Annotated in this window: 7 protein-coding genes; all 7 read left to right on the top strand. The window is 67.0% G+C overall.

Annotated elements, in window-relative coordinates:
* The first annotated feature begins 100 nt into the window (after window positions 1-100).
* The 7 genes from HMPREF9710_RS28865 to HMPREF9710_RS22270 all read left to right on the top strand — a co-directional run bounded on the left by HMPREF9710_RS28865 (window position 101) and on the right by HMPREF9710_RS22270 (window position 6,086).
* On the top strand, window positions 101-580 hold the full coding sequence (locus HMPREF9710_RS28865; RefSeq protein WP_005670133.1) for a type II secretion system protein: 480 nt from the start codon (window positions 101-103) through the stop codon (window positions 578-580).
* A 195-nt stretch (window positions 581-775) separates the two neighbouring features.
* Window positions 776-1,708, top strand: a complete 933-nt coding sequence (locus tag HMPREF9710_RS22245; RefSeq protein WP_005670136.1) for a type IV pilus biogenesis protein PilM — start codon at window positions 776-778, stop codon at window positions 1,706-1,708.
* Window positions 1,705-2,352 (top strand): PilN family protein, encoded by a 648-nt coding sequence (locus tag HMPREF9710_RS22250; protein WP_005670138.1) that lies wholly within the window; start codon window positions 1,705-1,707, stop codon window positions 2,350-2,352. Before HMPREF9710_RS22245 ends, HMPREF9710_RS22250 begins: the two co-directional genes overlap by 4 nt.
* Window positions 2,349-3,023, top strand: a complete 675-nt coding sequence (locus HMPREF9710_RS22255) for a type II secretion system protein GspM (protein ID WP_005670142.1) — start codon at window positions 2,349-2,351, stop codon at window positions 3,021-3,023. Before HMPREF9710_RS22250 ends, HMPREF9710_RS22255 begins: the two co-directional genes overlap by 4 nt.
* A complete protein-coding gene (locus HMPREF9710_RS22260; RefSeq protein ID WP_005670144.1) occupies window positions 3,008-3,367 on the top strand; it encodes a hypothetical protein in 360 nt (119 codons plus the stop codon). The genes HMPREF9710_RS22255 and HMPREF9710_RS22260 overlap by 16 nt, the downstream gene beginning before the upstream one ends.
* A gap of 14 nt (window positions 3,368-3,381) precedes the next feature.
* Window positions 3,382-5,196, top strand: coding sequence for a pilus (MSHA type) biogenesis protein MshL (gene mshL / locus HMPREF9710_RS22265; RefSeq protein ID WP_005670146.1), 1,815 nt, complete (start codon window positions 3,382-3,384; stop codon window positions 5,194-5,196).
* Window positions 5,196-6,086, top strand: coding sequence for an ExeA family protein (locus HMPREF9710_RS22270; RefSeq protein ID WP_005670148.1), 891 nt, complete (start codon window positions 5,196-5,198; stop codon window positions 6,084-6,086). Before mshL ends, HMPREF9710_RS22270 begins: the two co-directional genes overlap by 1 nt.
* The last annotated feature ends 72 nt before the right edge of the window (window positions 6,087-6,158 follow it).

Below are 6,158 nucleotides of genomic sequence, written 5' to 3' on the forward strand. Positions count from 1 at the left end.
CAAGACATCAAAGTTGCAGTTTCTCACGGTAGAATTGAGCAGCAAGTACATGTTCAGCAGGACGGCCACTCGTCCCCACCACCGTAACGGAGAAAAAAGAATGAAAACCAGTTTCAACAAAAAGGCGCAGAGTGGTTTCACCCTGATCGAACTGATCGTGGTGATCGTCATCCTGGGCATCCTGGCCGCGACCGCGCTGCCAAAGTTTTCCGGCCTGAACGGCGATGCGCGCATCGCGAGCCTGAATGCGGTGAAGGGTTCGCTGGCGTCGACCTCGGCCATGCTGCATGGCCGTGCCCTGATCAACCCGAATCCGCAGAACGGCGTGTTCCAGATCGAAGGCGGCATCAACGTTCCGATGGGAACCACCGGCTACGCGAATGCATCGACCGAGCTCGCTGCCGCCGCCGGATTGAGCACCGATGACTACACCGTCGCCGACGAAGGCACGGTGCTGAAAATCACGCCGAAGAGCGTGCCTTCCGCGCTCGCGACGACCTGCCATGTCACTTATACGGAAGCCGCCAGCGCCAATGCCGCGCCGGTCATCGCCCTGGCCAACAACCTGAAGTGCGAGTAAGTTTCGCCTGATGCACGACGGGCGCTGCGATTGCAGCGCCTTTTGTTTATGGACAGCCCGCGTGCTTGTGCTTTCTGACCACACTCGGCGGCCAACTTGCGCTGGATCAGCGATTTTTTACGATTCCGGCGCGTGCGTCTTGTCTATAATCAAGTCTTCAAAAGCCGACAATGTACGATCACCGACACAGCTTGCATGCGTTTGTTTAAGAAAGCGAAAAGAAGGGATGGCTGGCTGACCGTGGCGCTCCATCGCGATGGCATGGCGCTTGCAAGCGTCGAGCGTCATCCGGATGGCAAGCCGCTGGTGCATCTGGCCCAGTTCCTTCCGGGATCGACCGGAGCCGACGCGCTCGAGAAGGCCGGGCGCGACGTGCAGGCGCATCTGCGCCACTGCATCGCCTTGCTGTCCGGCGGCGAATACCAGATCCTCAACGTCGAAGCGCCGAACGTGCCGCGCGAGGAAATGAAGACGGCGATCCGCTGGCGCCTGAAGGACATCCTCGATTTTCCGGCGCTCGAGGCCACCATCGACGTGCTCGACATCCCGCTCGACGCCAACGCGCGCGCCCAGCAATCGATCTTCGCGGTCGCCGCCCGCAACACCGTGATCCAGCCGCGCCAGAAGCTGTTCCTCGACGCCAAGGTCGACCTGCACGCGATCGACATCCCCGAGATGGCCCAGCGTAACGTGTCGGCCATGCTGGAGCCGGAAGGGCGCGGCGTCGCCATGCTCTCGTTCGGCGACGACGGCGGCCTGCTGACCGTGTCGTATCGCGGCGAACTGTACCTGGCGCGCCGCTTCGACGTCACCCTGGCCCAGCTGCTCGAGCCGGACCACGAGCGCAAGCACCAGGCCTTCGACAAGATCACGCTGGAGCTGCAACGCTCGCTCGACCATTTCGAGCGCCAGTACTCCTTCATCAGCGTTGCCAAGCTGGTGCTGGGACCGTCGGCCGTGAGCGGCCTGGACGAGTACCTGTCGAGCAATCTGTACACGCCGGTCGAGACGCTCGACCTGGCCACGCTATTCGACCTGTCGCGCACGCCCGCGCTGGCGGACCAGGCGCAGCAGCAGCGTTTCTTTCTCGCGATCGGCGCCGCGCTGCGCGAAGGCGAGGCCGCATGAAGCAACAGATCAACCTGTTCAATCCGGCCTTCCAGCCGCAGAAGCAGGTACTGTCGAGCGCCACCATCGCGCTGGCGGTCGGCGCCGTGCTCGCCGGCGTCGCCATCCTCGCCGTCATCGGCAAGATGGAAACGGCCGAACTGCGGCGCCAGGCCGACAGCGGCGCCGTCCAGCTCGAGAAACGCCAGGCGCGCCTGGCGTCGGCCAACCGCGAATTCGTCCCGCGCCAGAAGGATGCGACGCTGGAGGCGCAGATCGCCGAGGCCAACACGCAACTGGCCGCGATGCGCCACATCTCCGGTGCGCTGTCGCGCGGCGAACTGGGCGACACGGGCGGCTTCGCCGGCTATTTCAGGGCGCTGGCGCGCCAGAGCGCGCAAGGCCTGTGGCTGACCGGCGTGACGGTCGGCGCCGGCGGCGCGCAGATCGGGATCAAGGGCCGCACGGTCGATCCGGCCATGGTGCCGGGCTACCTGAACCGCCTGACCCATGAGCCGCTGATGCAAGGCAAGTCGTTCGCCAGCCTGCAGATCGGCGAAGCCGCGCCGCTGCAGGTGCCGAATGCGGACGGCAAGCCCGCCACGCGCCCGGCGCCCTACATCGAATTCAGCCTGCAATCGGTGCCTGAGGAGCAGGGCAAATGAAGGAGCGGATCCTGACCCTGCGCGCGCGCATCGACGCGCTGTCGCTGCGCGAACGCGCCCTGGTGTGCCTGGCGGCGTGCGCGCTGCTGGCCTTCCTCGGCCACGCGCTGGTGCTGGCGCCGATGGAAGCGGCCCAGGAGGCGCTGCGCGCCCAGATCGCCCAGCAGCGCAGCGGGATGGCGGCCATCGACGAGGCCATCACCGGCCGCGTGCAAGCCTTCCAGCACGACCCCGACGCGCAAGCGCGCACGCGCCTGAATGCGCTGCGCCAGGAGATGGGCCAGCTTGGCGACCAGCTGCTGGCCATCGAGCACGGCCTGGTGCCGCCCGAGCGCATGGGGCCGCTGATCGACGGCATCCTGCGCGCCAACGGGCGCCTGAAACTGGTGTCGATGCGCACCTTGCCGGTCGAGCCGCTGGCGGGACCGGGGGCGCCGGCGCCGGCCGCGACGCCCGCACCGGCCGCCGCCCCCTTGCTGTACCGCCACGGCATCGAAGTCACGGTGCGCGGCAATTATCTCGACATGGTCGACTACATGAGCGCACTCGATGCGATGCCGACCCGGATGTTCTGGGGCCGCGCCCAGCTCGACGTGGAGGAGTATCCCGCCGCGCGCCTGACGCTCACCCTGCATACCCTGAGCCTGGACCGACAATGGATGAAGCTGTGAAGAACCTGTTCCTGACCGTGCTGGCCTGCCTGGCGCTGGCCCAACCCGCGAGCGCGCAGGCGCTGCTCGACCCGACCCGCCCGCCGCCGGGCATGGACCGGATCGCGCCGCAGGCCACCGCCGCCGACGATGCGCCGCGCCTGCAGTCGGTGCTGATCGCGCGCCATGCGGGCGGCCGTCACGTGGCCGTGATCGACGGCGAGACGGTGCGCCTGGGCGAGACCTTCAAGGGCGCGCGCGTGGCGCGCGTCAGCGCCGACGAGGTCGTGCTGGTGCGCGGCAGCGAACGCCAGGTGCTGCGCATGGACGCGCCGCTGCCGGGCATGACGCCGGCCGCCAAATGACAAGGGATTCCACCATGACGAAGCTTTTCGCGACTCCCTGCGCGCTGGCCGCGGCGCTGCTCCTGGCCGCTTGCCAGAGCGCGCCGCCGAACGCCACCTACGACGCCATCGCCCAGGAGATGGCCAAGGCCAACAGCCAGCCGGCGCCGCGCCCGGCGGTCGACGATGCGGTGGCCAATGCGCTGCTGCCGCCGGCCGCGACCCTGGCCAGCCAGCTGCCGAAAGCGCGGCCGGCGCTCGAGGAGCGCTTCAATGTCGCCTTCAACAACGTGCCGGCGCAGCAGTTCTTCCGCTCGATCGTGGCCGGCACCCGCTACAACATGCTGGTGCACCCGGACGTGAGCGGCAATATCAGCGCCAACCTGAAGGACGTGACCCTGGTCGAGACGCTGGAAGCGGTGCGCGACATGTACGGCTACGACTACAGGATCGATGGCGCGCGCATCAGCATCCGTCCGCTGACCATGCAGACCCGGATGTTCCAGGTGAACTACCTGACCGCCAGCCGGCGCGGGATGTCGAACACGCGCGTGTCCTCGACCTCGGTGGCGGACGCCGGCAATAACAGTAACAACGGCGGCAACAACAGCGGCGGGATGGGGCAGGGCTTCGGCAACCAGGACGGGCAGAACGGCCAGAACGGCCAGAACGGCCAGAACGGCAACAACCTGAACGGCCAGCGCCAGCTCAACAGCACCGACGTCCAGACCCGCTCCGACAACGACTTCTGGAAAGACCTGAAGGAATCGATCGTCGCCATCGTCGGCACGCTCGAAGGCGGACGCAGCGTGGTGGTCAGCCCGCAGTCCGGCGTGCTGGTGATCCGCGCCATGCCGGACGAATTGCGCAACGTCGATGCCTACCTGAAGGCGACCCAGCTGTCGGTGGACCGCCAGGTGATCCTGGAAGCGAAGATCCTCGAGGTGGAACTGTCCGACAGCTACCAGAGCGGCATCAACTGGGCCTCGTTCGCTTCGTTCCGCGGCGGCACCGCCAACCGCGTCTCGGGCGGCATGATCGCGCCCGGCGCGAACCTGGCGCCGCTGCCCTACGGCGGCGGCCAGCCGGCCGTGATCAACAACGGCTCGGGCCTGTCGGCCAGCACCGGCTTCTCGCTGTCGAACGCGGCCAGCGCGGCCGGTTCGCTGTTCGGCTTCGCCTTCCAGACCAATAACTTCGCGGCCCTGATCACCTTCCTGGAGTCGCAGGGCAGCGTGCACGTGCTGTCCAGCCCCCGCATCGCGGCGATCAACAACCAGAAGGCCGTGCTCAAGATCGGCACCGACGAATTTTTCGTCACCGGCATTACCAACAACATCAACACCACCAACAGCAGCACCATCGTCAGCCCGAGCGTGACGGTGCAGCCGTTCTTCTCGGGCGTGGTGCTGGACGTGACGCCGCAGATCGACGATAAAGGGAATATTCTGCTGCACGTGCACCCGTCGGTGAGCCAGGTCACGACCGTCAACAAGGACGTCGACCTCGGTTCTGGCGGCACCCTGCGCCTGCCGCTGGCGGCGTCGAGCACCTCGGAGCTCGACAGCATCGTGCGCGGCCGCGACGGCCAGGTGGTCGCGATCGGCGGCCTGATGCGCCAGGCCTCGAGCGGCGACACCGACCAGCTGCCGGGCGCCGACAAGATCCCGCTGCTGGGCAATCTGTTCCGCAACAAGAACCGCACGAGCCAGAAGCGCGAGCTGGTGGTGCTGATCAAGCCGACCATCGTCGAAGGGGCGAGCGACTGGAGCCAGGACATGCTCGACGCCGGCCGCCGCATCGAACAGCTCGATCCGCGCAGCCGCGGCCGTACTTTGGACGCGGACTGATGTACGCGGCGCACTTCGGCCTGCGCGAGCTGCCGTTCGGGATCACGCCCGACACCAGCTTCTTCTTCGGCAGCCCGCGTTCGCAGGAAGCGCTGAACACGCTGCTGGTGGCGACCCGCGGCGGCGAAGGCTTCATCAAGATCACCGGCGAAGTCGGCACCGGCAAGACGCTGTTGTGCCGCAAGTTCATGGCCACGCTGGGCGAGGGCTTCGTCACCGCCTACATCCCGAATCCCTACCTGGAGCCGCGCACCCTGATGCTGGCGCTGGCCGACGAGCTGGAAATCCCGCTCGAGCGCGACGTCGACCAGCACCAGCTGCTCAAGGCGATCAACCTGCGCCTGCTCGAGCTGGCCGGGCAGGACTTGCGTGTGGTGCTGTGCCTCGACGAGGCGCAGGCGATTCCGGTCGAAAGCCTGGAGGCCCTGCGCCTGTTGACCAATCTCGAGACCGAGAAGAGAAAGCTCCTGCAGATCGTCCTGTTCGGCCAGCCGGAACTGAACCGCAAGCTCGAACTCGCGTCGATTCGCCAGCTGGCCCAGCGCATCACCTTTCATTACCACCTCGGTCCGCTGAGCCGCGACGACCTCGATTTCTATGTGGCGCACCGCCTGCGCGTGGCCGGTTTTACCGGCGCGCGCCTGTTCTCGGGCGCCGCGATCCGTGGCTTGTATAAAGCCAGCGGTGGCGTGCCGCGCCTGGTCAACATCATGGCGCACAAGGCGCTGATGCTCAGCTACGGCCAGGGCAAGCAGCAGGTGATCAAAAGCCACGTGGCGATCGCCGCGCGCGACACGGTGGGCGTGACGCGCACGATCTGGACCTGGTTGCTAGCGGGCGCCGTCGTCGCCGGGGCGGCGGCCGGCTTGGCCTGGGCGTTGGCGCTATGAGCCTGATCAACAAGATGCTGCAAGACCTCGATGCGCGCGCCGGCCAGCCCGGCGCCGCGCCGCTGCCGGCCG

Origin of the sequence: Massilia timonae CCUG 45783, from assembly GCF_000315425.1 — a bacterium.
Taxonomy (GTDB): Bacteria; Pseudomonadota; Gammaproteobacteria; order Burkholderiales; family Burkholderiaceae_D; genus Telluria; species Telluria timonae.